Raw genomic sequence first — 24,255 nt, forward strand, 5'->3', positions numbered from 1 at the left:
TTCCCTCTCGGAAGTTCGGACGGCTCAGTCCGGATCGATTCCCGGGTCCGCGGCCACCGCAAGCCAGTAGGGCTCCGCGCACCGCGGTCCGCTCGCCGGGCGCGTGCTTCAGCCCAGTTCGTGCTCCAGCAGCGAGGCCAGGGCATGCAGCATGGCCTGGCGACGGACCTCGTGGCGCTCGCCGTCGAAGTGCCGCGTCTCGGTGCGCACGGCTCCGTCGCGCGCCTGCCAGCCGAAGCACACCATGCCCACCGGCTTGTCCGGCGAACCGCCGCCCGGCCCGGCGACGCCGGTGACCGACAGGGACAGGTCGGCGCCACTGTGCGTCAGGCCGCCCGTGGCCATCGCGGCCGCCACCTCTTCGCTCACGGCGCCATGAGCCTCCAGCGACGCCGGGTCCACGCCCACCAGACGGGTCTTGGCCGCGTTGCTGTAGGTCACCCAGCCACACTCGAACCAGGCCGAACTGCCGGGCACATCGGTCAGTGCCTGGGCAATCCCGCCCCCGGTGCAGGATTCCACCGTGGCCATGACCAGCCCGCGCGCAGTCATCCGCTCGCCCAGGTCATAGACCAGGGCCGACAGCCCGGTGACATCCGCCTTGCGCAATTCGGTCATGGTGTCGCGTCTCCCGTGGGTTCTTCTTCAAAGGCCACCGCGAGGCGCCATCGACGCCGGCCCTCACGGTCGGGATCCGCGCTGTCACAGCGCAGCACCCGCCCCCGCCGCTGCAGATTCTCGATGCGCGGATCGGGGCTGGGCACCGTCACCATAACCACCACCCCGGCATCCACCTCGAAGCCGGTCATCAGCGCACAGCCGCCGGCGGCCAGGTCATGGATTTCCACTCGCGTGGTCTGCCCCGAACCGGTCCAGTACACCTCCCCGGTCACGCCCACGGGGATGCGACGATCCCGCCGCCGGTCCTCCTCGCCAAACATGTCTCCATCCTTGCCCCTGGGGATTCGGACTCCGAGTCTGACACATTCCGGTTCGTTTGCAGCAGGGGCTGCCCCGACGGGACGGAATGGCATACGATGGATCCACCACCTCCAGAAACGCGCCCGCCATGCTTGCACGCCTGTTCCAGCCCGATCCGGTCCTTGATGTCGACACCCGCGAGTGGATCCGCGCGGTGTTTGCGTGGGTGGACCGTCAGCCCGCCGCCGACCGGCCCTTCGACCCGCCGACCCTGGTGCAGCCCATCCGCGAGCATTTCCCGGGCGAGGCGGACAGCCCGCACGGCATGGCCGAGCAGGTGTTCGCCAGCGTCCGCCGGCATGCGGGCCTGGAGCAGCGCGCGGCCCGCCTGGCGGAACCCGGAGGACTGGCACCGCAGCCGGTCACCGCGCTGGGCGCGGCCAGCACCGGCGGCGAGCGCATCTTCCATTACGACCCGCAGCTGATCGGGAATCGTCAGGCCCTGGTCGGCACCTTCGCGCAGGAACTGGCGGCCTGGTGGGTGGAGGGCATCCGCGAACCCGCCCCGGCCGCCGAGGGCAATGCCGACGCCATTGCCGAGCTGGTGGCCACGCGCATGGGCTTCGGCATCTTTCTGGCCAACACCGCGTTCCGCGTGCGGGTCAACGGCTGCGGGGCGTGCAAGGGCCCGTCGGCCGATCGCGACGCCGACCTCGGCCGCGACGAACTCGCCTGGGCCCTGGCCCTGTTCTGCCGCGACCACGGGATCGCCCCGGCACGCGCCCGCGCGCATCTCGAATCGCCCCTGCGCACCACCTTCCGCAAGGCCTGGCGCTACACCGGGTCGCGCGAGGGCCGCGAAGAACGCCCCGCCGCCACCGCCTGAAACGCGGCCGCCGGGAGAATGCCCCGTCCGACCGGGAAGCACCGCAGCCACGGTCATTCCCGGGATCGCGCCACGCAGTCCAATGGCCCCGCCGGACCCGTTACAATCCGGCCACCGACGCCCCCGAACAGCAGGAACGGCCAGTGAGCGACGCGGACGCCCTGTCAAAACACACCCCCATGATGCAGCAATACCTGCGGATCAAGGCGGAGTATCCGCAGACCCTGCTGCTCTACCGCATGGGGGACTTCTACGAGCTGTTCTACGACGACGCCGAGCGCGCCGCCGGGCTGCTGGACATCACCCTCACCCGCCGCGGCGAGTCGGCCGGCGAGCCGATCCCGATGGCCGGGATCCCGGTGCACACCCTGGAGAGCTACCTCGCGCGGCTGCTGAAGCTGGGCGAGAGTGCGGCGATCTGCGAGCAGACCGGACAGGTGGGCGAGAACAAGGGCCCGGTACAGCGCGAGGTGGTGCGCATCGTGACCCCGGGCACGGTCACCGAGGACGCCCTGCTGGAGGCGCGCCAGGTCAATCGCATGGTCGCCGTGTGCCCGGCCGCCTGCGCTGCCGTGCGCGGCCGCAACGAAGGCTACGGCATCGCCAGCCTGGAGTTCGCCAGCGGCCGTTTCCGGGTGCTGGAGGTCGCCGACGCGACCGAACTGGAGGCCGAACTGGCGCGTCTCGACCCGGTGGAATGCCTGGTCCCCGACCCGGCCCCGGCGATCCCCGGGATCGAGGCCTGGGCCCCGCGACATCATGCCGACTGGCATTTCGACGCGATCTCCGCGAAGCGCACCCTGACCCGGCATTTCGGCACCACCGACCTGGCCGGCTTCGGCTGCGACGACCTGGTGCTGGGCCTGGCCGCCGCGGGCGCGCTGCTGGCCTACGTGCAGGCGCAGCATCGCGGCAACCTTGCCCATATCACCGGGCTCGGGCGCGAACACCGCGGCCAGATGCTGATGCTGGACCCGGCGACCCGGCGCAACCTGGAGCTGACCCGCACCCTGAGCGGGGAGCGCCGCGGCTCGCTGTTCGACCTGCTGGACACCAGCCGCACACCCATGGGGGCCCGGCTGCTGTCGCAATGGCTGCACCAGCCGCTGGCCGACCGGGCCCTGCTGCGGGAACGCCAGCAGGGCATCGCCACGCTGCTGGACCACGCGGCCGAACAAGGCCTGCGCGAGGCCCTGACCGGCATGGCCGACGTCGAACGCATCGTCTCGCGCATCAGCCTGGGCTCCGCACGGCCGCGCGATCTGGTCGCGCTGCAGGCGGCGCTGGAACGCCTGCCCGGCCTGCACGCGGCACTGGAGCCCGCCGCAGGCGAGGCCGACACCCTCGCCGCCCTGCGCGACGAACTCGCGCCGGAGACGGAACTGAGCGAAACCCTGGCCCGCGCGCTGGTCGACGAACCGCCGATCCGGGTCACCGACGGCGGGCTGATCCGCCCCGGCTTCGACCCCGAACTCGACCGCCTGCGCGATCTGGAACACAACGCCGACGGCTTCCTGCGCGACCTGGAGGCGCGCGAACGCGAGGCCACCGGCATCGCCACGCTCAAGGTCGCCTACAACCGGGTGCACGGCTACTACGTCGAGGTGGGCCGCTCGCGTTCGGAGGAGCTGCCCGGGCGCTTCATGCGCCGGCAGACCCTGAAGAACGCCGAACGCTACACCACCGAGGAACTCAAGCGCTTCGAGGACGAGATCCTGTCCGCACGGGAACAGGCGCTGGCGCGCGAACGCCAGCTGTTCGACGACCTGCTCGCCGGCCTGCAGGGGCGCGCCGACCGCCTGCGGGCGATCGCCGACGCGGTGGCCCGGCTGGACGTGCTGGCCACTCTGGCCGAACGCGCCCGACGGCTCGACTGGAGCCGCCCCGAACTGGTGCCCGAGACCGGCGTCCACATCGAGCAGGGTCGCCACCCGGTGGTGGAGGCCAGCCTGGACACCCCGTTCGTGGCCAACGACACCCGGCTGGATCCCGAAAGCCGCCGGCTGCTGGTCATCACCGGGCCCAACATGGGGGGCAAGTCCACCTACATGCGCCAGACCGCACTGATCGTGCTGCTGGCCTGCATGGGCAGTTTCGTGCCCGCGGACGTGGCCCGCATCGGTCCGGTGGACCGCATCTTCACCCGCATCGGCGCCTCCGACGATCTGACCTCCGGGCGCTCGACCTTCATGGTGGAGATGACCGAGGCCGCCAGCATCCTGCACAACGCCGGCGAGCGCAGCCTGGTGCTGATGGACGAGATCGGGCGCGGCACCTCCACCTTCGACGGCCTGGCGCTGGCGCTGGCCTGTGCCGAACGCCTGGCGCGGGAGAACCGCGCGCTGACCCTGTTCGCCACGCACTACTTCGAGCTGACCGCGCTGGCCGAACGCGAACCGGCGGTGGCCAACATCCACACCGACGCGGTGGAACACGGCCACGACATCGTGTTCCTGCATCAGGTCCGCGAGGGGCCGGCCAACCAGAGCTACGGGCTGCAGGTGGCCTCGCTGGCGGGAGTACCCGCCGACGTGCTGCAGCGCGCCCGCACCCATCTGGCCGATCTGGAAAGCCGTGCCCGGGACAGCGACTCGCCCCAGCTGGGGCTGTTCCCGCCGGAGCCGCCCGCACCCGCGGCGCCGGAAGAACCCGCCCCGCCGGCACCCGAAGTACCCGAGCCGGCGCGGGACGTCGCGCGGGCCCTGGCGGAACTCGATCCGGACGGCCTGACCCCGCGCGAGGCGCTGGACGCGCTCTACCGGCTCAAGGACACGCTGGAACGGGGAGTCGCGGAATAACAGCCGCAGCAGCCGGGATTCCCGGCCGCTCGGGAGGAGCGGTTACAATACGCCGAACGGACCGAGCGGCGGCACACAGGAGCCGTGGCGTCGCAACACGACCAATGGAGAAGCGCAATGGCTTTCATCGTTCTGGAGAACTGCATCCGGTGCAAGTACACCGATTGCGTCGAAGTCTGCCCGGTGGACTGCTTCCACGAGGGGCCCAACTTCCTCACCATCGACCCCGACGAATGCATCGACTGCACCCTGTGCGAGCCGGAGTGCCCGGCCGAGGCGATCGTCCCCGAGGATGACGTGCCCGAGGATCAGGTGCACATGATCGAGCTCAATGCCGAACTGGCGCGCACCTGGCCGGTGATCACCGCGCGCAAGGACCCGCCGGAAGACGCGGAAGAGTGGGACGGCGTCGAGGGCAAGCTGCAGTACCTGGAGCGCTGAGACCCCGCCCGGAGCCCCGCACTACGGGGCTTACCAGAGCCAGGTGGCCGGGTCCTCGATGGCCCGGTCGTCGCTGTTGCGGATCACGCCCTTGATGCACCGCACCAGCACCCACACCAGGAACAGCAGCCCGATGATCAGCCCGATCCCGATCGCCGCGGTCAGGGTCGCCAGCACGGCCATCAGCAGACCGATCCAGAAGGTCCGGATCTGATACTGCAGGTGGGTCTCGCTGATCGCATCCGCATCGCTGCGCTTCACATGCGCCATGATCACCCCGACCAGGGCCGTGATGGCGACAAAGAAGCCAACGAAGTACAGCACGTAGATGATCGTCACGAACGTGCGCTCGGTGCGGGGTTCATTCGCCAGTTCCGTTTCCATACCTCTCTCCTTCTACGATTGCTGCATTCGCGCGCGAGCGCGCTCCTACGGGTCATCCCGGTGCCTGATTGTGGGAGCGTGCTTGCACGCGAATACGGCGCTTGCCGAAGCCCCCATGCCTTCCCGGCTCACCCCGCCCCGCCCAGCACGATCAGCACGATGCCGACCAGCGCAAAGCCGAAGCCCGCGAGCTGCAGCCGGCTCATGCGCTCGGCCTGAAAGAACCGCGCCAGCAGTGCGGTGGGCGCCGGCGACAGGGCCCCGGCCACCGCGATCACCGACAACAGCCCGATGCGCACGGCCACCACGAAGGCCAGGGTGGCGAGCCCCTGCAGCAGGCCCGCCAGCGCAACCAGCACCAGCGTGCTGCGGGCCATGTGTCGCTCGGGGCGATGCAGCAGCATCACGCCCAGCAGCACCAGCCCGCCCACGCCGCCGGCCATCACCACCGGCCACAGGGCCGAGCCTTCGCTGGCCTGGTCAAGGAACACGAACACCAGGCCGAAGGCGACCCCGGCAAGCACGCCGTCGAACACCCCCAGCAGCGGATGCGGCCCGCGGTGACCGTGGCCGTCCGCCCCCCGCACCGGCGCGTCCGGGTCACGCGGACTGGCCTCCCGGGCCCCGCCCGAGACCAGCGCGATCGCCACCACGATGGCCACGATCCCCGCCAGCGAGAACCATCCCGGGCGTTCGCCAAGAGCCAGCCCCGCCGCCAGCGGCACCAGCGCCGACAGCACCCCGGTCACCGCCGCGACCAGCCCCATGTAGCCTTCGGCCAGCCCGCGGTAGTAGGCCAGCAGGCCCAGCGCCATCGCCACGCCCGAGGCACCGCCCCACAGCAGGGCCGCCTCCCCGGGCAGCCCCGCCATCAGCAATGCCAGCATCAGCAGCGGTGCGGTGACCAGCAGCTGCGAATAGCAGGCCACCACCAGCGCCGAAACCCGCCGCGAGGCCAGGCCGCCGAGAAAATCCCCCGCGCCGTAGCCCAGCGCGGTCAGCAGGCCCAGCAGGAAGGCCATGTCAGTCGCCGGCGCCCTCCAGCATCTGCCGCAGGGCGGCCTCGCTGGCGGCCGCGCCGGTGCCGGTCACCGTACCCTCGCCATCCAGGAACACCACGCTCACATGATCGCGCTGATGCGGCATGAAGCCCATGTCCCCGGGGCCTTCGGTCACCCCGGTGCGATAGGGGCGCTCCTGCATGCGCGGCATGACCACGTTCTCGAGCACGAACGGCGGCATGCCGTGGGTATCGGCCACGTAGCGGATGCCGGCCTCCTCGATCGCCTCGGGCCCCATGTCCCCGAGGACATCATTGGTGATGTCGGCCGGGGCCATCTCCACGGTCATCAGCACCACGCGCGCATCGCCGGGTAGCTCCAGCGGCTCCCCGTGCTGGTCGTTGAGGGTGACGTCGGGGAAGGCGTCGCCCTCGGACAGATCGGCGGCCGCCGGCGCGGCGGCCAGCAGCAGGCCCAGGCCGGCAGACAGGACGACGGTTTTCTTCAGGACGGACAGTGCTTGCATGACAGACTCCCGGTGACAGCGGATTGATCGGAGAAACGTCCCGGATGGTAACCGATCGCACCCGCGCACACTGCGAAACCGGGCACGTGCCCATCTTCGCGGGTGCACCGGCCGGCGCATTTGCCTACACTGCCAGCCCGTTCCGCCGGCCTTTCCGCACGCACCGATGCTCCAGCCGATTTTCAAACTGCTGCGTCCGCACCAGTACATCAAGAACGGGTTCGTGTTCCTTGGACCGGTGTTCGCGCATGCCTGGGAGGGCGAGACCCTGCTGGCGGCCACGCTCGCCTTCCTCGCCTTCTGCGCGATGGCGAGCGCGGTTTACGTGCTCAACGACATTCTCGACGTCGAAGCCGACCGCCGGCACCCGACCAAGTGCCGCCGCCCGCTGGCCAGCGGGGCCATCGGCATCCCGGCCGCGCGGATCATCCTGAGCGTGCTGGTGGTGCTGGCGCTGGCCCTCGGCCTGCTGGTCAGCGCCTGGGTCACCGGGCTGCTGGCGGGCTATCTGGTGCTGAACATCGCCTATTCGCTGGCGCTCAAGCATGTCGTCATCCTGGATGTGTTCAGCATCGCCGGCGGTTTCATGCTGCGCATCCTGGCCGGAACCCTGGGGCTGGGCATCGAACCCTCGCAGTGGCTGCTGCTGTGCGGCCTGATGCTGACCCTGTTCCTGGGCTTCGCCAAGCGCCGCTCGGAGCTGGCGGAAACCGCCGTGACCGCCGGCCCGGCACCCGCGGACCCCGCACCCGAATCCCGGGACGACAGCCGGGGTGACACTCGGGGCGACACCCGGCGCGTGCTGGACGACTATTCCACCGCGCTGCTGGACCAGTTCATCGCCATCAGCGCGGCCTGCACGGTGATCGCCTACGGGCTGTACACCGTCAGCCCGGAGGTCATCGCCCTGCACGGCACCGATGAGCTGATCTACACCCTGCCGTTCGTGATCTACGGGATCTTCCGCTACCTGTACCTGCTGCATTTTCGCGGGCGCGGCGGCGACACCTCGCGCGACCTGTTCACCGACGCCCATCTGCTGGTGACGGTGGTGGCCTGGCTGGGCGTGACCCTCGCGGTGCTGTCGTGAGCGGGAACCCGGTCCTGACCGGCTGGCGCCTGCGCGGGCTGATCCTGTCGGTGATCGTTGCCGCCGCGGCGTATCTGGGCATCGCCATCTGGGCCGGTGCGGAAGAGGTCTGGCACGCGCTGGTGCAGGTCGGCCCGTTCGGCCTGCTGCTGGCCCTGTCGTTGTCGCTGGTCAACTACAGCCTGCGATTCGCCCGCTGGCAGCTGTACCTGCGGGCGCTGGCACATCGCATCGCCGCGCCCGCCAGCCTGCACATCTACCTGGCCGGCTTTGCCCTGACCACCACCCCGGGCAAGGCCGGCGAGGCCCTGCGCGGGGTGCTGCTCAAGCGCCGGGACGTCCCCTATCCGGACAGCTTCGCCGCGTTCGTCAGCGAGCGCCTGTCGGATCTGGTGGCGGTCGTGCTGCTGTCGCTGCTGGGGCTCACGCTGGTGACTCAAGGGACCTCGCTGATCCTGGCCGGCGTCGCGGCCGTGGCCGCCGGCCTGCTGGTGCTGTCGCAACGGCGACCGCTGGAGGCCCTGCAACGCCACGCGGACCGTCCCGGCCGGCGACTGTGGCGCGGCCTGCATCACGCCGCCACCATCCTGCTGCAGGCGCGGCGCTGCCACACCCCGAACCTGCTCGCCGGCGCCACGGCCCTCAGCGTGGTGGCCTGGAGCGCCGAGGCCCTGGCCTTCTGGTGGATCCTCAACGCGATGGGCTTCGAGGCCGGATTCGCGTTCGCCGCCTTCGTGTTCGCCCTGGCCATGCTGGCCGGGGCGCTGAGCTTCCTGCCCGGCGGGCTGGGCGGCACCGAGGCGGTGATGATCGGCCTGCTCCTGCTGCACGACATGCCGGCGGCGGACGCGGTGGCGGCGACCACGCTGATCCGCCTGACCACCCTGTGGTTCGCGGTGCTGCTGGGCCTGATCGCGCTGAGCACCAACCCCGAAGCCCGTGGCCGCGAACTCCCGGACGAGCACCATGCGTAGGCGTTCCATGCCCGACCCGCACAACAACACATCACACAACACCCCGTCATTGCGAGCGCAGCGAAGCAATCTCGCGACCCAGCCGCACGCTCCGAACCCCGGGCGGCCCTCGGCGATTGCCACGCCCCCTGCGGGGCCTCGCAATGACGAGGACGGAAAGGGCACCGGGGGTCCGGCATGACGACCAGCGGCTGGAACCGCATCCCGCGGGTGGAACACGCCGCGCACAGCGCGCCGGCGTTCCGCCCGGACCGGCTGCCGGACGGGCCGCTGCTGGCCCACGGCATGGGGCGTTCCTATGGCGACTGCTGCCTCAACGCCGGCGGCCATCTGCTGCATACCCGCGGGCTGGACCGCTTCGTCGAGTTCGACCCCGCGACCGGCATCCTCACCACCGAGGCCGGGGTCACCCTCGACGAACTGCTGGAACTGAGCGTGCCGCGCGGCTGGTTCCCGCCGGTGGTCCCGGGGACCCGCTTCGTGACCCTGGGCGGCGCGGTGGCCAACGACGTACACGGCAAGAACCATCACGTCGCCGGCAGCTTCGGTGCGCACGTAAAGCGCCTGACCCTGCACCGCAGCGATGCCGGCCGCGTCGAGGTCAGCCCCGAGCACAATCCGCGCTGGTTCGCCGCCACCATCGGCGGGCTGGGCCTGACCGGGCTGATCGAGACCGTGACCCTGCAGCTCGTGCCGGTATCCTCGGCCTGGATGTCGGTGTGGTCGGAACGCTTCCACAGCCTGGACGATTTCTGGGCGCTGGATGCCCGCGCGCGCCGCGAATGGCCCTACACCGTGGCCTGGATCGACTGCCTGGCCGATGGTCGGCGCCATCCCCCGGGCCGCGGGATCTATTCCGCAGGCCGCCACGCGGTTACCCCGCCCCCGCGCGCCCGCTTCCGCGAACCCCGGCGGCGGGTGCCGGTGGATCCGCCGTTCTCGCTGGTCAACGGTCCCGGCCTGCGCGCGTTCAACGAGCTGTATTTCCACCAGCCGCTGCGCCGCAGCCCGCATCCGGCGCATCATCGCGGCTGGCTGTTCCCGCTGGACGGGATCCGCGACTGGAACCGCATCTACGGCCGCCGAGGCTTCTACCAGTACCAGTGCGTGCTCCCCGAACGCACCGCGCGCGACGCCGTCGCCGAGCTGCTGCGCCAGATCGCGCGCAGCGGCCAGGGCTCGTTCCTCGCGGTGCTCAAGACCTTCGGCCGCCAGTCGCCGGCCGGGATGCTGTCGTTCCCGCGCCCGGGCACCACCCTGGCGCTGGATTTCCCTGATCGCGGGGCGGCGACCCATGCGCTGTTCGAGCGCCTCGACCGTGTGGTGCGCGAGGCGCACGGGGCGCTCTACCCGGCCAAGGACGCCCGCATGTCCGGCGCGATGTTCCGTGCCGGGTTTCCTGAATGGATCGAGTTCGCTAAGTTGACCGACCCTCAATTCTCCTCCAGCTTCTGGCGCCGGGTGACCGCATGAATCCGCTGAACAACGTCGTGATCTTCGGCGCGACCTCCGCCATCGCCAGTGCCGTCGCCCGCCGTCTGGCCAGCTCCGGCGCCCGCCTGTTCTGCGTCGCCCGCAATCCGGAGCGTCTGGAAAGCCTGCTGGCGGATCTGCGCGTGCGCGGCGACGACGCCGCCGGCGAGCGCATCCGCGGGCTGGCCGCCGATCCCGCCGACCCGGCCACCCACGCCGACGCCTGGGCCGCCGCCCGCGAACACCTGGGCGAGGTGGATGCCGCGCTGCTGGCCTGGGGCAGCCTGCCCGATCCCGCCGCCTGCCACGACTCGGTGGAGGCCACCGAAGAGGCGCTGCGCATCAACGGCACCAGCGCCGTCGCCCTGCTCACCCGCATCGCCCCCGACTTCGAGGCGCAGGGCCATGGCGTGATCGGCGCCATCGGCTCGGTCGCCGGGGACCGCGGCCGCCAGAGCAACTACGTCTACGGCACCGCCAAGGGCATGCTCGCGACCTTCCTGCAGGGCCTGCGGCATCGCCTCGCGCCGGCGGGCGTGGATGTGGTGACCATCAAGCCGGGCTTTGTCCGCACCCCAATGACCGAGGGCTTCAATCGCGCCGGGGCCCTGTGGGCGGAACCCGACCGTGTCGCCGGTGGCATCCTTCGCGCACTGCGCCGAGGCCATGCGGTGGCCTATGTGCCGTGGTTCTGGCGGATCATCATGCTGATCATCCGCAACTTCCCCGACTGGCTGTTCCGCCACCTGCGGCTGTGAGCCTGCCCGCTGACGCCCCCTGGCCCGCCCGCCACTACCCGGCGGTACTGCTCGCGGTGATCGCGCTGAAGGCGCTGATCGCCGCGCTGCTGCCGATCACCGGCGACGAGGCCTATTTCCTGATCTGGGCCGCCCATCCGGATCTCGGCTACTACGACCATCCGCCGATGATCGGCTGGTGGCTGAGCGCGGTCACCGCAGTGTCCGAACACCCGCTGGTGATCCGCATCCCGGGCATCCTGGTCTCCGTGGCCCCGGCGCTGCTGATCCTCGCCCTGTGGCACCGGCACGACCCGGTGCGCGCCCGCCTGGTCTCGCTGCTGGCGCTGTTCATGCCGCTGCTGTTCATCGCCGTGCTGGTGGCCACCGACACCCCGCTGATCCTGTTCGGCCTGCTGGCCACCGGGCTGGTGTGGTACGCGCTGCGGGAACCGCGCCCGGGGGTGGCGGCGCTGGCCTTTTTCCTCGGCGGGGTCGCGCTGGGGCTGGCGTTCCTGTCGAAATACTTCGCCGTGCTGCTGGGCGTGGCCATCGGCCTGCACATCATGCTGTTCGCCCGCGAGCACTGGCGCGGCCTGCTGCTGATCATCCTCGGCGTGCTGCCGGCGGTGGCCCTCAACCTGTACTGGAACTGGGACAACTGCTGGTACAACGTGATGTTCAACGTGGTGAACCGCCACGGCGGCGACGGCTTCGACCCCGGCGGCACCCTGACCTATGCCGCCCTGCTGGTGTACCTGTTCACGCCCTGGCTGCTGTGGTTCCTCGCGCGCCAGCGCCGGGCCGTGGTGCAGGGCGTGCGCGAACACCGCCTCGGGGTGTTCGTCTCCGCCGGGCTGATCCCGCTGGGCCTGTTCGCCCTGCTGTCGCCGTTCACCGGGATCGGGCTGCACTGGCTGGCGGTGTTCGCCCCGCTGCTGCTGGTGCCCGCGCTGTTCCTCACCACCCGCGCCCTGCGGATCTCGGTCTGGCTCTCCGGCCTGCTGGCCCTGCTGCACGCCCTGTTGCTGCTGGCCATCGCCACTCTGCCGGTGGACTGGCTGCGCGGCCACGGCGACCACGCCAGCGCCGTGTTCTACCTCGCCCCCGAGGAAGTCGCCGCGCTGACCGAGCCCTACTCCGACGCGGATCGGGCCGACGAGGACTGGCATTTCTTCACCCGAAGTTACTCGCGTTCGGCCATGCTGAGCCATTACTCCGAACACTACTTCGGGGTCTTCGGCGAAGGCTCGCACTACGGCCGCCAGGACGACCTGATCACCGATTTCCGCGCCCTCGACGGCGAGGACTTCGTGTTCATCCCGCGCCGTGGCGAGGTCGACCGCGAAGACCTGGAACCGTTCTTCGACCGCGTCGAGATCCGCACCGGCGAGGCCGGCGGCATCCCCTGGCAGGTCGCCGAAGGCCACGGCTTCGACTACGCCGCCTACCACGAGGACGTCCTGCGCCCGACCCTCGAACGCTACTACGACATCCCCGCCTGGCTCCCCGACGGCCGCTGCGCCTTCCGCGAGCGTTACGCCGAGACCGCGGATTACTGACGTTGGGCCGTCCGATGCAGGCCCGGACACCCCCCTCCATCCGGAGGGGGTGTCCCGAATCACGTTCCGGCACACTGTTTTCAGCGCGCGATTTCCCCCTTCTTCCATAGGGCAGGATTTCGCGCGACACTGCCTTCGAACTGGTGGTTGCCATCCGTCCGGAGGTTTGTCATGTCCGTCGTCCGAATTCATCCGCCCGGCGCGCATGCGCCCGGCCTTCTTGCAGCCCTGGTGGCCATGCTTCTGTTCCTGCCCTTCAGTGCGACTGCTGCGGATCCCGGGGACTCCGCTCCGGGGTTCGATCCGGGAGCCGAACCCGAGGGCGAGGTGATTCTGCGGGTCGAGGGGGCCATCGAACATGCGAACGACGGAGACCGGGCCCTGCTGGACCGGGCGATGCTGGACCGCCTCCCGGAGCGTGAACTGGAGACCTCCACGGTGGTCACCGACGGGGTCAACCACTTCGAGGGCTTTTTGATGCGCGACCTGCTGGAGGCTCTCGGTGCGGAAGGTGACGAGGTGGTGGCCACGGCCCTGAACGACTACATCGTCGACATCCCGATGGAGGACTTCCACGACTATGACGTGGTCGTCGCGCATACCCGGGATGGCGAGGCCCTGACCCCGCGCGACAAGGGTCCGCTGTGGATCGTCTACCCGCGCGACGATCACGCCGAGCTGGACGACATCCGTTACGACTACCGCTGGGTCTGGCAGCTGGAGCACCTGGAGGTGCGATGATCGCGCGCCCGGCCCGCGAGCCCGCACCCGATCGGGGCCATGCCCCGGATCCCTCGGCCGTCCCCAGCCTGCGCCGTGTCTCGACGTATGTGCTGCCGGTGCTCGCGGTCCTTACCTTCGCGATCTTCCTGACGGTGTCGCTGATGCGCCTGCACGACGTGGAGCAGGACATGCGCAGCAATGTGGACGAGAACATGCTGTGGGTCACCGCCCAGGCGCAGGTCGCCAGTCACCGTCTGGACGAGGAAGTCCACCGACGGACCCTGGGGGACGCGGATGCCCGACCCGGCCTGCGTTACGACGTGCTCACCAGCCGCCTGGTCCTGCTGGATGCCGGGCCACAGCGGCGCTACGTCAAGGACATCGGGCTGGAAGAAACACTGGACGGCACCTTCGAGCATCTGGAGCGCATCGAGCCGATGATCGACGACGTCGCCCCCGACAACGTCGAGGCGGCCCACGCGATCCATGCCGAACTCAAGCCCCTGATGTCGGCACTCAACCGCATCGCCAACGCGGTGATGATCGAGGAATGGGAGAGCACGGGGGAACGCCTGGATCAACACCGCGCCAGCCTGATCCAGGCCATCGTGATGATGATCGGCATCCTGGTCACCGGGATCCTGCTGACCGCCCTCCTGATGAACGCCCTGCGGCAGCGGCGCCATGCACAGGAGGCGCTGGCCGCACACCGCGACCGGCTGGAGATCGAGGTGCGCAACCGCACCCGCGACCTGGAGGCCGAACGCCGCCGGGTGGTGGACGCCATCGACACCGCGCCGGACGGCTTTGCCGCGTTCGACCCCGATGACCGCCTGATCCTGGTCAACCCGCAGTTCGCCAGCCTGCTGCCGCTGCCGGACGGGGCCCTGGACGAGGGGCAGACACTGGACACCCTGCTCGAGAGCATCCGCGCCGTCACCCGGCCGGACACCGAACACGGCGACCCGGCCGACATCACCGCGGACGACGGTGCGCAGTACGACCTGGAAGTCCCCGGTCGCGGCTGGGTCCAGATGACCCTGCGCCGCACCGATGACGGTGGCCAGGTGCTGCGTCTGGCCGACATCACCAGCTACAAGGACGCCGCGCGCAGCCTCGAGCATTCGCTGGAGCGCGAACGCGGCGTCAGCGAGTTCTACCGCAGCTTTGCGGCGATGGCCTCGCACCAGTTCCGCACCCCGCTGGCGATCATCGATTCGGGCCTGCAGCGCCTGCTGAGGCGCGGGGAGTCCATGGACCGCGAAACCCGCGAGGCGCGCTACCGTCAGCTGCGCGACACTGTCGCCCACATGACCCGGCTGATCGAGAACGCCCTCACCTCCGCGCGTCTGGAGGGCGGTCATGTCGCCGCCACAACCACGCCCTGCGACCTGCGCCCGCTGGCGGAGCAGGCGATCGAAACCCAGCGGCAGATCACCCCGGACAATCCGGTACATCTGAACGTCACCCCGGATGGACCGGTGATGGCGCGCTGTGATCGCGCGCTGGTCGAGCAGATCCTCGCCAACCTGCTGTCGAATGCGGGAAAATACTCGCCCGAGACCGCGTCCATCGAGGTTGAGCTGCGCGCCGAACCGGAGAAGATCACCTGCCACGTCACGGACCACGGGATCGGCATCCCCGAGGAAGACCAGGCGCGGCTGTTCGACCGCTTCTTCCGTGCCCGCAATGCCGCCCGCCATACCGGCATCGGTCTGGGCCTGGGCATCGCCCGCCAGCTCGCGCGCACCCAGGGCGGCGACCTGACCGTCCGTTCCCGCGAAGGGGAAGGGTCTACATTCACGCTGGAACTCCCGCGAGGACAGGATCCGGATGAACCACAGCACACCGAATGATGCCGCCGTCCCGGGCGCACGCATCCTCTGCGCCGAGGATGAAGCCCTGCTGCGCCGGGACATCTGCGAAGAACTGAGCGAGGCGGGTCATGTCGCCATCGAGGCGGCGCACGGCGACGAGGCCCTGGAGCAGATCGACGCCGTACACCCCGATCTGATCCTGTGCGACATCAACATGCCGGGCATGAACGGCTACGAACTGCTGGCCGCGGTGCGCGAACGCGGCCCGGAACTGGCGGACACCCCGTTCGTGTTCCTCACCGCGCTGTCCGACCCGCGCGAGGTGGTCGATGGCAAGCGCGCGGGCGCCGACGACTATCTGGTCAAGCCGGTGGATTTCGACCTCCTGCTGGCGACCGTGGAGGCCCGCCTGCGCCAGGTGCGGCGCATGCGCCAGAAGAAAGAGGACGAGTTCGCCGAACTGCGCCGTACCCTCGGTGGACTCGGCCAGAGCCGGGATCAGGGACGCCGCAGCCTGGAGTTCGCGGCGCGCGCCCTGGATCCGGTCGCTCCCGGGGTCGTCCTGCTCGACCGCGGCAACCGTGTGCTGCTGGCCAATCGCGCGGCGCGGCGCATGGCCGGCGACGCGCTGACTTTGCAGGAAGGACGCCCGCCGGAGCCGGTACACTCCGAGGACGACCGGCGCCTGCGCGAGGCCCTGCGCCGGGTCCTCGCCGAAGAACCGGCCGCCGATGACGCCATTGAGTGCATGCGCCTGCCGCGCGACGGCCACCGGCGCGAGCTCCTGGCCATGATCTATCCCCTGCCCGGGAGCGGCGATCAGGCCGGGTGGGAGGCCGGGGAGGAGGAACCCGCGGCCGTGATCCTCCTGTCCGACCCCGAACGGCGCGCCCGCCTGCCGGAAGACGTCCTGGCCCGCCTGTTCGACCTGACCCCCACCGAGGCCCGCATCGCCCTGGCCCTGGCCGACGGCTGGCGCACCGCCGACATCGCCCGGCGCATGGACGTGTCGAATACCACCGTCACCTTCCACCTGCGCAACCTGTTCCAGAAGACCGACACCCATCGCCAGGCCGAGCTCGTCGCCCTGGTGCTGGCCGGCTCCATGACCCTCGCCGTGGAATGAGCCCGGAGCGCCCCCGAGAGCCGCACGATCCGGCCCCCGCCAGCCAGCGCTGGTCCGGTCGGCTCACCGGCGTCATCGAGGCGCTGCGATGGGCCGCCATGCTCGTCGGCCTCGCGGTCGCCGCGCTGTTTTTGTCCTGGCACGCGCTCGCGTCCGTCGATTTTGGCTACGGCGTCTGGTACGACGTACTCGAGATCGACGAGACCATCGCCACTTACGGACCCGAGAACCACCACAGGCCCGGCTTTCACCACACCGACCGCGCCGAACGGGAGCGCCTGTTCGGCGCCATCGTCGATGCCATCCATCGCAATGGCGCGGGACTTGAAGAACTGACCTACCACCTCCCCGACGGCCGCGCCGTTGCCCCTCTTCTGACACCCCCCGAGATCATCCACCTGGAGGACGTCGCGCGGCTGGTCAACGCCCTGAATATCGCCGGGGTGGCCGGCACCGTCACTTTCCTGCTACTGGCAGCCCATGCGGGGTGGCGACATGCCCGACCGCCCTCCGGAATCCGCATCGCCGCCGTCACCGGGGGCGTTCTCGTCACCGGCACCGCGGTGATCCTTCTGATCGGCCCGGTGCGGGTGTTCTACGGGCTGCACGAGGTGATATTCCCGGCCGACAACCCCTGGTTTTTCTATTACGAAGATTCCCTGATGTCGATGATGATGCAGGCTCCCAACCTGTTCGGACCCATCGCCGCCGTCTGGGTGCTGCTCGCCCTTCTGCCGGGGGCCATCATCTGGTTCACCCTCGCGCGTTTCCTTTGCCGACGGTCAGGGGCATCCGGGGCCGGCATCTGACGGTGAACTCACGCAACCACCTGCGATCGGGGCGTCGGGGCGCTATGCTATGGGGTTGCCGACCGACACGGACCAGGAGCACTGCATGAACCATCCATCGCTTCCTTCGTTCTTCGCCGTTCTTCGCCCTGCGGTGATGCTCGGCGCGCTGGTAGCACTGGCGCCGACCATCGCCTCGGGGCAGCAGGCCCAGCAGCCGGCCCCGGCGCCGGGCCAGGCACCGGCCCAGGCGCCGCAGCCGGTACAGCAGGAACCGGAGGTGACGACCCACCAGGACTGGGAAAGCCTTTGCTGGGAGCTGGATGACGGCAGCGAGTTCTGCCAGATGCAGCAGACCCTCCAGGTGGAAAACCAGGGCCAGCAGGGGCCCTATCTGCAGACCACGGTACGGAGCGAAGGTGACCGACACGTGATGGAACTGCTGCTGCCGCTGGGCGTGGATCTGCGTCCGGGCATCGTCATGCAGGTCGACGAGGGCGAAGAACGCAATGCCGGCTTCGTCACCTGCATCCAGCAGGGCTGCGTGGCGGCCACCGAGCTGACCGACGAGATGCTGGGTGAACTGCGCGGGGGCCGCGAACTCAACGTGGGCTTCCGCCCGCTGCAGTCGGAACAGGTGCTGGTCTTTGACGTCTCCCTGATGGGCTTCACTGCGGCCAGTAATCGGCTCTGAGACGACCTTCTGGCGGTGCCGCCCTGCGCCGTTACAATGACGGCGTGAACGACACGCGCCAGTCCAGTTCGAACCCGCCCGTACGGCGCGCCCGCCGGCCCGGGTGGCTGCGTGCGCTGCTGGCGATGCTTGCCGCGGCCGCGCTGTGGGCGGTGCTGGCCGGGGGCGCAGCGCTGGCGCACCCGTTCGCCTGGCTCGCCATCGCGCTGACCGGGGGGGCCGTGCTCGCGCTGCCCGCGGGGCGCGCCCTGCGCCTGAACCCGACCGCCCTGCCCGGCCTGCTCGGGTTCTTCCTGCGCACTTCCGTGCTCGGCGGGATCGATGTGGCCTGGCGGGCCGTGCATCCGCGCCTGCCGCTGGCCCCCGCGTTCGAGCCATATTATGTGCGCCTGCCGCACGGACCGCCGCTGACCCTGTTCATGTCCATGCTCAGCCTGCTGCCGGGCACCCTGGCGGTCCGCCTGGAGGGCCGCCGCATGACCCTGCACGTGCTGGACGGCCGCAGCGACAATGCAGCCACGCTGATGGAACTCGAGCGGCGCATCGCACGGCTCTACGGGCTCGACTCTGACCCTCCGGGGAGCGCCCGATGAACCTGCTGCTGGTCACCGCCGCCGGGTTCCTGCTGCTGACCATCCTGTTCGGGCTGATCCGCGTGCTGCGTGGCCCGGGCTCAGGTGATCGGATGCTCACTGCCCAGCTGTTCGGCACCTCGGGGGTCGGCATCCTGCTGCTGCTCGGCTTTGCCCTGGACCAGCCGGCGCTGGTGGACGTGGCGCTGGTGTTCGCGCTGCTGGCGGTGGTGGCGGCCGTCGCGTTCGTGCGCCAGCACGGGCTGCCGGAGCCGGCGGGCACGCCGATGCACGAAAACCCGGTAGAAGAAGACCCGCACGACCCGGGGCATAACCCGACGGAGAAGACGCATGATCGCTGATCTGCTGACCGCCGTGCTGGTCCTCGCGGGGCTCGTGTTCTTCGCCGCCGGCACCCTGGGGCTGCTGCGCTTTCCCGATGTCTATACCCGCCTGCATGCGCTGACCAAGGCCGACAACCTCGGCCTGGGCCTGGTGGTGCTGGGGCTGATGCCGCAGGCCGACGGGCCGGCAATGATCCTCAAGCTGGTGCTGATCTGGGTGCTGGTACTCGCCGCCGGGGCCACGGCCGCGCACATGGTCGCCCAGCGGACCTGGACCCACGGCGAGTTCGAGCGGCGCGAATGAACGCAGCGCTGCTGGCCTTCGACGTCGTCCTGCTGGCCGGACTGCTGGGGGTGGCCTGGCGCTGTCTGGCCAGCACCGACCTGTTCCGCGCGGTGGTTCTGTTCATCACCTTCGGCCTGCTGCTGGCCATCGCCTGGGTCCGGCTCGAGGCCCCGGACATCGCCCTGGCGGAGGCGGCCATCGGGGCCGGCATCACCGGGGCGCTGCTGCTGGTCACGCTGGAACGCCTGAAGCACATCATGAACCCGCACCGCGGGGACGCGGGCCCGAGCCCGCCCCCGGATCCGGTGGCATCCGACACGGGCAACGCGGATGCGGAGGCCCGCGACGCCCGCGACCCGGGTGCCGGCAATGTCGCGCTGAGCTGTGCCCCGACCCCGGCACGCGGACGCTGGAGCGCGGTCGCGGTGAGTGGCGGACTGGCCCTGCTGCTGATGGCAACGCTGGCCACGCAGGACCACGGCCCCGGCCTGCAGCCCGCGGTGGCCGCACACATGGACGTCTCCGGGGTGGACCACGGCATCACTGCGGTGCTGCTGAATTTCCGCGCCTGGGACACCCTGCTGGAACTGGCCATGGTCCTGCTGGCCGGGCTGGGGGCCTGGTCGCTGGGGCGCCATGACGCGCTGCCCGCCCGCCCGGCGCCGGGCCCGGTCCTGCCGGGGGCGGTACGCCTGCTGCTGCCGGTGGCCATCGTCACGGGGGTATATCTGCTGTGGGCCGGGAGCCATGCCCCGGGCGGCGCCTTTCAGGCCGGCGCGGTGCTGGGCGCGGCGGGGATACTGATGAGCCTCGCGCGTCCGCACTCGCTGCCCGACCCGGACCCGCGGCTGCTGCGCATCGGCGTGACGGCCGGGGCGCTGCTGTTCCTCGCCCTCGGCTTGTGGGGGCTGTTCGCCGGTCCTGCGCTGCTGACCTGGCCGCGCAATCTGGCCTACCCCCTGATCCTGATCATCGAGACCGGCGCGACGCTGTCCATAGCCCTCACGCTCGTCGCCCTGTTCGTTGGCGGACGCTCCCCGCGGGAGGATGCATGATCGAATCCCTGGATCCCGGAACCCTGTATCCCTTCGGCGGCGCCGCGCTGTTCGCGCTGGGCCTGCACGGACTGATCCGCCGGCGTCACCTGATCCTGCGCATCCTGGCAGTGAACATAATGGGCTCCGGGGTGTTCATGGTGTTCCTGGGCATCGCCGCGCGTGGCGATGCCCCGCCGGATCCGGTAGCCCAGGCCCTGACCCTGACCGGCATCGTGGTGGCGGTGAGCGCCACCGCGTTCGCCCTCGCGCTGACGGTGCATCTGGCACGCCTGACCGGCCATGCAGTGCTGCTGCCCGGGCCGCTGAGAACCCACCGCGGCAATCGCCCCGAAGACCCGTGAGCGCCACCATCCCCGAGTCCCTGGTGTTCGCGACCGGGGCCCTGGCCGCGGTGTCGCTGGGGCTGCCGCTGCTGGCTTCCGCCTGGCCGTGGCAGGCCCGGCGCATCGGCCTGCTGGGCCTGTCGCTGTCGATCCTCGGGCTGCTGGCGACCATCGGGCTGTTCCTCGATGCCGCGCCGGGGATGGACGCACCCGCGGTGCGGGTGGGGCTGGGTGGCTGGGAGGCACCGCTGGGAGTCACCCTGCATCTCGACGGCCTGACACTGGCGATGCTGCTGCTCAATGCGCTGGTGGCGCTGGCGGGCAGCCTGTACGCCCGCGGCTATATCCGCGGGAGCGCCGAACAGCGACAGTTCTGGCCGCTGTGGCTGTGGCTGTGGGGCGGGCTCAACCTGCTGGTGCTATCGGGCGATGCCTTCAACCTGTACATCACCCTGGAGATCGCCAGCCTGTCCGCGGTGGCGCTGGTGGCCCTCACCGGCGATACCGACGCGGTCACCGGCGCGATGCGCTATCTGCTGATCAACCTGCTCGGCTCGCTGTCGTTCCTGCTGGGTGCCGCGCTGCTGTACGGGGAGTTCGGCGTGCTGGACCTGACCCTGCTGGGCGAGCTGGCCGGCGACGGCCCCACCGAACGCATGGCCGCCGCGCTGATGCTGGGCGGACTGCTGATGAAGGCGGCAGTATTCCCGCTGCACGTATGGCTGGCCACCGCGCATGCCAGCGCGCCGGCGCCGGTCAGCGGCATGCTGTCGGGCATGGTGGTGGCGGCGATGTTCTACCTGATCCTGCGGCTGTGGCTGCTGATCTTCGCGCCGCTGGGCACCCCCGCGCTGGCCGTGCTGCTGGGGCTGCTGGGCAGCGCGGCCCTCGTCTGGGGCTCGCTCCAGGCGCTGCGCGCGCCCCGGCTCAAGATCGTCGCGGCCTACTCCACGGTGGCGCAGATGGGCTACATCGCGCTGGCCTTCCCCATCCTGATCCTGCAGCCGGCGGCCTGGCCGGTGGTGGTGTTCTTCGCCTTCGCCCACGGCCTGGCCAAGGCCGCGGTGCTGATGGGCGCCGGCACGCTCCAGAAGGCTGCGGGACACGACCGCATGAATGCCCTGGGACCGGTGCTGCGGGCGCGCGGGCGCACGGTGTTCGCCCTGGGCCTGGGCGGCATCTCGCTCATGGGACTGCCACTGACCGGCGGCTTTCTGGCCAAATATCTGCTGCTGGAGGCGGGGATGCACGGCGCGGCGGATGCCCCGCCGGTCATGCAGGCCTGGACGTGGCTGTGGGTGGTCATGGTCGCGCTGGGTTCCCTGCTGGCCACTGCGTACATCCTGCGCATGGTGGCACCGGCTTTCGCCCGCGGTGAGCGTGATCCCGGCGTCCCGGTCTCCGCCGGCATGGAATGGATGCCACTGGCACTGGCCGCGGGCGCCGCGGCCATGGGCCTGGCCGGGGCACCGCTGATGCACCTGCTGGAGCACACGGCGGGGGTGTCATGAACGCCGACGGCGGCCTGCTCCTGCTCGCGATCCTCGCCAGCTCGCTGGTACCGGGACTGCTGATCTTCTTCCTGCCGGAAGAACGCCACGGGCTGCGCACCCTGCTGAACCTGAGCGCGGCGGGGATCAAGCTCGTACTGGTGGGGGTGCTGCTCCTCGGGGTGCAGCGGGGCGAGACCTTCGAGTTCGGCCTGACGCTGCTGCCGGGCGTGGACTTCGTGCTCGCCGCCGATGCCCTGTCACTGCTGTTCGCGACCCTGTCCTCGATCCTGTGGTTCGTGACCACTCTGTATGCGATCGGCTATCTGGAGGGGTCGCCGCGGCGCAGCCGCTTCTTCGGTTTTTTCTCGCTGTGCGTGAGCGCGACGGTCGGCATCGCCCTGTCGGGCAACCTGATCACCTTCGTGATCTTCTACGAGATCCTGACCCTGGCCACCTGGCCACTGGTGGTCCACCGCGGCACACCGGAGGCGCTGCGCGCGGGACGGCTGTATCTCGCCTACACCATCACCAGCGGGCTGGTGCTGCTGGTCGCGGTGATCGCGCTGAACCTGCTGGCGGGTTCGCAGCCATTCGAGTCGGGAGGGTACCTCCGGCATCTGTCGCCGGACACGCATGGCCTTCTGCAGGTCATCGGTCTGGCCCTGATTGCCGGCTTTGCGGTGAAGGCCGCGCTGATCCCGCTGCATTCCTGGCTGCCGCGGGCGATGGTCGCGCCGGCCCCGGTCAGCGCCCTGCTGCACGCGGTGGCGGTGGTCAAGGCCGGGGCCTTCGGTCTCGTGCGCACGTTCAACGACGTGTTCGGCCTGGAGCTGGCCGCGACCCTGCATCTGACCGACGTGCTGCTGGTGCTGGCCGCGCTGACTATCCTCTACGGCTCCATCCAGGCCCTGCGTGCCCACGACATCAAGCAGCGCCTGGCCTTCTCCACCGTCAGCCAGGTGTCTTACATCGCCCTGGGCCTGGCACTGGCCGGGCCACTCGGGGTGGTCGGCGGACTGGTGCATCTGGTGCACCAGGGCCTGACCAAGATCACTCTGTTCTTCTGTGCCGGCAACTTCGCCGAAACCCTGGGCATCCACGAGATCCGCGAGATGCGCGGGGTCGGCCGGCGCATGCCGCTGACCATGGCGGCGTTCACCGTGGGCGGGCTGGGCATGATCGGGCTGCCGCCGCTGGCCGGGTTCATCTCCAAGTGGTACCTGGGGCTGGGCGCGCTGGAGGGGGATGCGGTCTGGATCCTGGGCGTGCTGGCGCTGAGCAGCCTCCTCAACGCGGCGTATTTCCTGCCGCCCATCATCGCCGGATGGATGGCCGAACCGGAGGTGACCCGGCCACCAGCGCACAAGACGCGCTTCGAGAGCCACTGGATGTTGCTGTTCCCGACCCTGTTCGTGGCCGTGCTGGCGCTGCTGCCGGGCCTGCTGGCCGGGCTGGAACTGAGCCCGCTGGGCTGGGTGGAACGGATCGTCGAACGCGGATATGTCCTGGTGCCGGGCAGTGACATGGAGAACGGCACGGGGGTAGCCCCATGAACGCGTTCATCCTGCTCGGTGTTCCGCTGCTCCCGCTGCTGCTGGCCGCGGCGCTGTCACTGCGGCCGGGACACGCGCCGCTGCGTCTGGTGCCCTGGGCGGCGCTGCCTGCCCTGCTGCTGGCCGCGCTGGGCCCGGAGGGCAAGCAGGCCTCGCTGCCATGGCTGATGACCGGAGTCGAGCTCGGGCTGGACCCGCTCGGCCGGATCTTCCTCGTCCTGACCGCCGGCCTGTGGCTGGCCGCCGGGCTGCACGCGCTGCACGAACGCGCGGACGATCCCGCCCGGCGGCGATTCTTCGTGTTCTTCCTGCTGTCGATGGCGGGCAACCTGGGGCTGATCCTGGCGCAGGACGCCGCGTCGTTCTACCTGTTCTTCTCGCTGATGAGCCTGTCGGCCTGGGGTCTGGTGGTGCACAAGCGCAGTGCCGAGGCGTGGATGGCCGCGCGGCTGTATCTGGTGCTGTCGGTGTTCGGCGAGGTCGCACTGTTCGCCGGTCTTATGCTCGCCATCCACCAGGCGGGCGGCGAGACCACGCTGGCGGCCATCGCTGCGGCACGGCCCGAGGGCGCGGCGATGGTGCTGCTGGTGCTGGGACTGGGCATCAAGGCCGGCATGCTCGGGGTGCACTTCTGGCTGCCACTGGCCCATCCTGCCGCACCGATACCCGCCAGCGCGGTGCTTTC

26 protein-coding genes are annotated in these 24,255 nt (G+C 70.2%); 21 read left to right on the plus strand and 5 right to left on the minus strand.

The window, feature by feature from the left end; translation table 11 throughout:
• Window positions 1-108: 108 nt before the first annotated feature.
• Window positions 109-618 carry a CinA family protein gene (locus tag B1A74_RS04995; RefSeq protein WP_077243949.1) on the minus strand — a complete coding sequence of 170 codons (510 nt, stop codon included), beginning with the start codon at window positions 616-618 and terminating at the stop codon, window positions 109-111.
• A complete protein-coding gene (locus tag B1A74_RS05000) occupies window positions 615-941 on the minus strand; it encodes a PilZ domain-containing protein (RefSeq protein WP_077243950.1) in 327 nt (108 codons plus the stop codon). Before B1A74_RS05000 ends, B1A74_RS04995 begins: the two co-directional genes overlap by 4 nt.
• Window positions 942-1,069: 128 nt before the next feature.
• Between B1A74_RS05000 and B1A74_RS05005 the strand changes: the two genes are divergently transcribed.
• The 3 genes from B1A74_RS05005 (at window position 1,070) to fdxA (ending at window position 5,046) form a co-directional block, all read left to right on the plus strand.
• Window positions 1,070-1,807 carry a hypothetical protein gene (locus B1A74_RS05005; RefSeq protein WP_018945591.1) on the plus strand — a complete coding sequence of 246 codons (738 nt, stop codon included), beginning with the start codon at window positions 1,070-1,072 and terminating at the stop codon, window positions 1,805-1,807.
• Between the two features lie 143 nt (window positions 1,808-1,950).
• Window positions 1,951-4,605 carry a DNA mismatch repair protein MutS gene (gene mutS / locus B1A74_RS05010; protein WP_077243951.1) on the plus strand — a complete coding sequence of 885 codons (2,655 nt, stop codon included), beginning with the start codon at window positions 1,951-1,953 and terminating at the stop codon, window positions 4,603-4,605.
• A 117-nt stretch (window positions 4,606-4,722) separates the two neighbouring features.
• Window positions 4,723-5,046: a ferredoxin FdxA gene (fdxA, locus tag B1A74_RS05015; RefSeq protein WP_018870469.1), complete on the plus strand. Its 324-nt coding sequence runs from the start codon at window positions 4,723-4,725 to the stop codon at window positions 5,044-5,046.
• A gap of 30 nt (window positions 5,047-5,076) precedes the next feature.
• On the opposite strand, the gene B1A74_RS05020 is transcribed toward fdxA, so the two are convergent.
• The 3 genes from B1A74_RS05020 to B1A74_RS05030 all read right to left on the minus strand — a co-directional run bounded on the left by B1A74_RS05020 (window position 5,077) and on the right by B1A74_RS05030 (window position 6,957).
• Window positions 5,077-5,430, minus strand: coding sequence for a DUF4870 family protein (locus B1A74_RS05020; RefSeq protein WP_018945588.1), 354 nt, complete (start codon window positions 5,428-5,430; stop codon window positions 5,077-5,079).
• Between the two features lie 128 nt (window positions 5,431-5,558).
• Window positions 5,559-6,452 (minus strand): DMT family transporter, encoded by an 894-nt coding sequence (locus B1A74_RS05025; RefSeq protein ID WP_077243952.1) that lies wholly within the window; start codon window positions 6,450-6,452, stop codon window positions 5,559-5,561.
• Between the two features lies 1 nt (window position 6,453).
• Entirely contained in the window at window positions 6,454-6,957 is a 504-nt protein-coding gene (locus B1A74_RS05030; RefSeq protein ID WP_028492309.1) for a hypothetical protein, read from the minus strand.
• A 166-nt stretch (window positions 6,958-7,123) separates the two neighbouring features.
• On the opposite strand from B1A74_RS05030, the gene B1A74_RS05035 reads away from it, so the two are divergent.
• The 18 genes from B1A74_RS05035 to B1A74_RS05120 all read left to right on the plus strand — a co-directional run.
• Window positions 7,124-8,047: a UbiA prenyltransferase family protein gene (locus tag B1A74_RS05035; protein WP_019589506.1), complete on the plus strand. Its 924-nt coding sequence runs from the start codon at window positions 7,124-7,126 to the stop codon at window positions 8,045-8,047.
• Entirely contained in the window at window positions 8,044-9,021 is a 978-nt protein-coding gene (locus tag B1A74_RS05040; RefSeq protein ID WP_077243953.1) for a lysylphosphatidylglycerol synthase transmembrane domain-containing protein, read from the plus strand. Before B1A74_RS05035 ends, B1A74_RS05040 begins: the two co-directional genes overlap by 4 nt.
• 177 nt (window positions 9,022-9,198) lie before the next feature.
• The gene (locus B1A74_RS05045) at window positions 9,199-10,494 is read left to right on the plus strand and encodes an FAD-binding oxidoreductase (RefSeq protein ID WP_077243954.1); all 1,296 of its coding nucleotides are present in this window, start codon (window positions 9,199-9,201) and stop codon (window positions 10,492-10,494) included.
• Complete coding sequence (locus tag B1A74_RS05050; protein WP_077243955.1) at window positions 10,491-11,252, plus strand: SDR family oxidoreductase; 762 nt, start codon at window positions 10,491-10,493, stop codon at window positions 11,250-11,252. The genes B1A74_RS05045 and B1A74_RS05050 overlap by 4 nt, the downstream gene beginning before the upstream one ends.
• On the plus strand, window positions 11,249-12,793 hold the full coding sequence (locus B1A74_RS05055) for an ArnT family glycosyltransferase (protein ID WP_077243956.1): 1,545 nt from the start codon (window positions 11,249-11,251) through the stop codon (window positions 12,791-12,793). Before B1A74_RS05050 ends, B1A74_RS05055 begins: the two co-directional genes overlap by 4 nt.
• A 171-nt stretch (window positions 12,794-12,964) precedes the next feature.
• Window positions 12,965-13,534 carry a putative pterin-binding protein gene (locus tag B1A74_RS05060; protein WP_019591882.1) on the plus strand — a complete coding sequence of 190 codons (570 nt, stop codon included), beginning with the start codon at window positions 12,965-12,967 and terminating at the stop codon, window positions 13,532-13,534.
• Window positions 13,531-15,372, plus strand: coding sequence for a sensor histidine kinase (locus B1A74_RS05065; protein ID WP_077243957.1), 1,842 nt, complete (start codon window positions 13,531-13,533; stop codon window positions 15,370-15,372). Before B1A74_RS05060 ends, B1A74_RS05065 begins: the two co-directional genes overlap by 4 nt.
• Window positions 15,350-16,459: a response regulator gene (locus B1A74_RS05070; protein ID WP_077243958.1), complete on the plus strand. Its 1,110-nt coding sequence runs from the start codon at window positions 15,350-15,352 to the stop codon at window positions 16,457-16,459. The genes B1A74_RS05065 and B1A74_RS05070 overlap by 23 nt, the downstream gene beginning before the upstream one ends.
• Window positions 16,456-17,268, plus strand: coding sequence for a lipoprotein intramolecular transacylase Lit (locus B1A74_RS05075; RefSeq protein WP_077243959.1), 813 nt, complete (start codon window positions 16,456-16,458; stop codon window positions 17,266-17,268). Before B1A74_RS05070 ends, B1A74_RS05075 begins: the two co-directional genes overlap by 4 nt.
• Before the next feature lie 85 nt (window positions 17,269-17,353).
• Window positions 17,354-17,941 (plus strand): invasion associated locus B family protein, encoded by a 588-nt coding sequence (locus B1A74_RS05080; RefSeq protein WP_018945576.1) that lies wholly within the window; start codon window positions 17,354-17,356, stop codon window positions 17,939-17,941.
• A 44-nt stretch (window positions 17,942-17,985) separates the two neighbouring features.
• Window positions 17,986-18,534: a Na+/H+ antiporter subunit E gene (locus B1A74_RS05085; RefSeq protein WP_077243960.1), complete on the plus strand. Its 549-nt coding sequence runs from the start codon at window positions 17,986-17,988 to the stop codon at window positions 18,532-18,534.
• On the plus strand, window positions 18,531-18,875 hold the full coding sequence (locus B1A74_RS05090) for an MrpF/PhaF family protein (RefSeq protein ID WP_024329338.1): 345 nt from the start codon (window positions 18,531-18,533) through the stop codon (window positions 18,873-18,875). The genes B1A74_RS05085 and B1A74_RS05090 overlap by 4 nt, the downstream gene beginning before the upstream one ends.
• Window positions 18,865-19,161 (plus strand): monovalent cation/H(+) antiporter subunit G, encoded by a 297-nt coding sequence (locus B1A74_RS05095; RefSeq protein ID WP_077243961.1) that lies wholly within the window; start codon window positions 18,865-18,867, stop codon window positions 19,159-19,161. The genes B1A74_RS05090 and B1A74_RS05095 overlap by 11 nt, the downstream gene beginning before the upstream one ends.
• A complete protein-coding gene (locus tag B1A74_RS05100) occupies window positions 19,158-20,198 on the plus strand; it encodes a hydrogenase subunit MbhD domain-containing protein (protein WP_018945572.1) in 1,041 nt (346 codons plus the stop codon). Before B1A74_RS05095 ends, B1A74_RS05100 begins: the two co-directional genes overlap by 4 nt.
• On the plus strand, window positions 20,195-20,542 hold the full coding sequence (locus tag B1A74_RS05105) for an NADH-quinone oxidoreductase subunit K (RefSeq protein ID WP_077243962.1): 348 nt from the start codon (window positions 20,195-20,197) through the stop codon (window positions 20,540-20,542). The genes B1A74_RS05100 and B1A74_RS05105 overlap by 4 nt, the downstream gene beginning before the upstream one ends.
• Window positions 20,539-22,035, plus strand: coding sequence for a complex I subunit 5 family protein (locus tag B1A74_RS05110; RefSeq protein WP_077243963.1), 1,497 nt, complete (start codon window positions 20,539-20,541; stop codon window positions 22,033-22,035). Before B1A74_RS05105 ends, B1A74_RS05110 begins: the two co-directional genes overlap by 4 nt.
• On the plus strand, window positions 22,032-23,570 hold the full coding sequence (locus B1A74_RS05115) for a complex I subunit 5 family protein (protein ID WP_077243964.1): 1,539 nt from the start codon (window positions 22,032-22,034) through the stop codon (window positions 23,568-23,570). Before B1A74_RS05110 ends, B1A74_RS05115 begins: the two co-directional genes overlap by 4 nt.
• Window positions 23,567-24,255, plus strand: a 689-nt coding sequence (locus B1A74_RS05120; protein ID WP_279625488.1) for a proton-conducting transporter transmembrane domain-containing protein, incomplete at its 3' end; no start/stop codon positions are given. The genes B1A74_RS05115 and B1A74_RS05120, both read left to right, overlap by 4 nt.

Source organism: Thioalkalivibrio halophilus, assembly GCF_001995255.1.
Lineage (GTDB): Bacteria > Pseudomonadota > Gammaproteobacteria > Ectothiorhodospirales > Ectothiorhodospiraceae > Thioalkalivibrio > Thioalkalivibrio halophilus.

Excerpts from the sequence above, each read along its gene's own strand:
- B1A74_RS05035 (WP_019589506.1), top strand. The coding sequence starts at position 7,124 with ATGCTCCAGCCGATTTTCAAACTGCTGCGTCCGCACCAGTACATCAAG.
- B1A74_RS05060 (WP_019591882.1), top strand. The coding sequence starts at position 12,965 with ATGTCCGTCGTCCGAATTCATCCGCCCGGCGCGCATGCGCCCGGCCTT.
- B1A74_RS05105 (WP_077243962.1), top strand. The coding sequence starts at position 20,195 with ATGATCGAATCCCTGGATCCCGGAACCCTGTATCCCTTCGGCGGCGCC.
- B1A74_RS05050 (WP_077243955.1), top strand. The coding sequence starts at position 10,491 with ATGAATCCGCTGAACAACGTCGTGATCTTCGGCGCGACCTCCGCCATC.
- B1A74_RS05075 (WP_077243959.1), top strand. The coding sequence starts at position 16,456 with ATGAGCCCGGAGCGCCCCCGAGAGCCGCACGATCCGGCCCCCGCCAGC.
- B1A74_RS05005 (WP_018945591.1), top strand. The coding sequence starts at position 1,070 with ATGCTTGCACGCCTGTTCCAGCCCGATCCGGTCCTTGATGTCGACACC.
- B1A74_RS05115 (WP_077243964.1), top strand. The coding sequence starts at position 22,032 with ATGAACGCCGACGGCGGCCTGCTCCTGCTCGCGATCCTCGCCAGCTCG.
- B1A74_RS05090 (WP_024329338.1), top strand. The coding sequence starts at position 18,531 with ATGAACCTGCTGCTGGTCACCGCCGCCGGGTTCCTGCTGCTGACCATC.
- B1A74_RS05080 (WP_018945576.1), top strand. The coding sequence starts at position 17,354 with ATGAACCATCCATCGCTTCCTTCGTTCTTCGCCGTTCTTCGCCCTGCG.
- B1A74_RS05065 (WP_077243957.1), top strand. The coding sequence starts at position 13,531 with ATGATCGCGCGCCCGGCCCGCGAGCCCGCACCCGATCGGGGCCATGCC.
- B1A74_RS05095 (WP_077243961.1), top strand. The coding sequence starts at position 18,865 with ATGATCGCTGATCTGCTGACCGCCGTGCTGGTCCTCGCGGGGCTCGTG.
- B1A74_RS05020 (WP_018945588.1), bottom strand. The coding sequence starts at position 5,430 with ATGGAAACGGAACTGGCGAATGAACCCCGCACCGAGCGCACGTTCGTG.
- B1A74_RS05045 (WP_077243954.1), top strand. The coding sequence starts at position 9,199 with ATGACGACCAGCGGCTGGAACCGCATCCCGCGGGTGGAACACGCCGCG.
- B1A74_RS05070 (WP_077243958.1), top strand. The coding sequence starts at position 15,350 with ATGAACCACAGCACACCGAATGATGCCGCCGTCCCGGGCGCACGCATC.
- B1A74_RS05000 (WP_077243950.1), bottom strand. The coding sequence starts at position 941 with ATGTTTGGCGAGGAGGACCGGCGGCGGGATCGTCGCATCCCCGTGGGC.
- B1A74_RS05100 (WP_018945572.1), top strand. The coding sequence starts at position 19,158 with ATGAACGCAGCGCTGCTGGCCTTCGACGTCGTCCTGCTGGCCGGACTG.
- B1A74_RS05030 (WP_028492309.1), bottom strand. The coding sequence starts at position 6,957 with ATGCAAGCACTGTCCGTCCTGAAGAAAACCGTCGTCCTGTCTGCCGGC.
- B1A74_RS04995 (WP_077243949.1), bottom strand. The coding sequence starts at position 618 with ATGACCGAATTGCGCAAGGCGGATGTCACCGGGCTGTCGGCCCTGGTC.
- B1A74_RS05025 (WP_077243952.1), bottom strand. The coding sequence starts at position 6,452 with ATGGCCTTCCTGCTGGGCCTGCTGACCGCGCTGGGCTACGGCGCGGGG.
- fdxA (WP_018870469.1), top strand. The coding sequence starts at position 4,723 with ATGGCTTTCATCGTTCTGGAGAACTGCATCCGGTGCAAGTACACCGAT.